We start from the raw sequence: 1,614 nt of genomic DNA, 5'->3' as shown, positions 1-1,614 counted from the left end.
GACGGCGGGGAGCAGCCTCTTCACTCAGGACGGAGCACAACACACTCAGTCCATCAACCATCCGAACCGCCGTATACGGACCCGTACGTACGGTGGTGGGGGAGGGGGTGCCGGGAGACCGGCCCCCCTATCCCGATTCGTGGTGCTCCGCCTTCTCCGCCTGGTCATACCACGTTTTGGAGCATCGTTCTGGTTCCAAACAGAACAGCAACAGATTGGAATCATACCGGATTCCCAAAATCAGTGTGCAATCCGGTCCTCTCGCAAACCATGTCATTCCGAGCGGCGCCGCAGCACCGATCCGAATTTCACACCTCAGCTGGGCGGCGTCCGAGGAAACTACTCACCCCGCCCGGACGCTGGCTCCGTGCATCAGTCCGGCCTCCTGCCGGCCGCGGGTAGATTCCCTCGGGAGCCCGGCCGACTTCGGTGGCGAACGCGAGATCAGCGCATCGGGCTCCACTCGGAATGACAGCTTCCCAATGCACAGCGAATCTCGAAAGACGGTATCACACAGAGAAACAGAGGAACAGAGAAACCGACGTTCTCTGTTTCTCTGGTTCTCTGTGTGAGGCCTTTCAGGACCTATTCCCGAACGATGCTCTGCAAGGTGGTATCAGTCGCGCGCGTTGTCCTGGCAGCGGTGCGTGTACCAGCGCCCGCCCGCGAAGCGCAGCTCGGGGCGGCGGCAGTCCCCGACCGTTTGCGGCACGCTCGCGCCGGCGACGTAGAGCGGGTCGGGCGCGAACGGGGCGGACTCCATGAACAGCACGTACCCGGGCTCGGCGCGGACCCAGTAGAACCCGAGCGCGCGCGCCTGCTCGCGCAGCCGGTGCACGGCGCGACGCTGCTCGTCCGTGAGGACCGACTGCTCCGGCCTCCCGCCCGCGAGGACCGCGCGCACCTCCGGCGGCGCTGCGCCCAGCTCCACCGCCAGCGCCTCCAGCCCGGCGGCGTGCCGGTCGAGCGCCGCCTCGCGTCCCGCCGTGCCCGCCAGCGGCAGCAGCCAGATCGCGCCGGCGAGCGCCAGTAGCGCGGCGAGCACCCCCGCCGCGTCGCGCGCCGTCCGCCGCACGACCGCGAAGACCAGCAGCATCAGGCCGGTGACCGCAATCATGCCACCCCAGAGCAGGAACGCCAGGAACCACCAGTCGCCGCCGAGCGCCGGGGCCCAGAAGACGCTCACGGGGATGGCGGTGACGGCGCCGGCATAGAGCCAGGCGGTGCCGTGCCGCAGCCGCGCGGCCGTGGGCGTCTCCGTGCGCGGACCCGTCGGCAGTACGGTAGGCCGCGGCGCATCCCGGCGCTGCGGGCGCGCCGGCGCTGCGGAGATCATGGACGCGACGCCGGGGAAGGAGCCGTCGAAGGTGCCGCGACGGGCGCCGCCGAAGGTGCCGCGACGGGCGTCGTCCCCGGGACGTCCGCCGTGGGCGCGGCGGACGCCGGCGGCGCGGTCCCGGCGGGGCCGGGCGCGACGGGTGTGACGGGCGTGGCGGCCGGGGCGGGGGAGGGCGGCGGGACGGTCGCCGTGGAGGGCGGGACGATCTCCGGGGGCACGCACTCGAACGCCCGCAGTTCGCGCTCGCGCGCGGAGACGGCGCGCCGGGCGCGGCC

At 71.5% G+C, this 1,614-nt stretch carries 2 protein-coding genes; one reads left to right on the top strand and one right to left on the bottom strand.

The window, feature by feature from the left end; all coding sequences use genetic code 11:
- Nucleotides 1-616: 616 nt before the first annotated feature.
- Nucleotides 617-1,336, bottom strand: coding sequence for a hypothetical protein (locus VF746_22985; protein ID HEX8695295.1), 720 nt, complete (start codon nucleotides 1,334-1,336; stop codon nucleotides 617-619).
- Nucleotides 1,337-1,426: 90 nt separating this feature from the next.
- Between VF746_22985 and VF746_22980 the strand changes: the two genes are divergently transcribed.
- Nucleotides 1,427-1,614, top strand: a 188-nt coding sequence (locus VF746_22980; GenBank protein ID HEX8695294.1) for a hypothetical protein, incomplete at its 3' end; no start/stop codon positions are given.

Origin of the sequence: Longimicrobium sp. (assembly GCA_036389795.1) — a bacterium.
Taxonomy (GTDB): domain Bacteria; phylum Gemmatimonadota; class Gemmatimonadetes; order Longimicrobiales; family Longimicrobiaceae; genus Longimicrobium.
The sequence above is the reverse complement of the archived record's forward strand: the minus strand, read 5'-3'. Positions and strand labels throughout refer to the sequence as shown.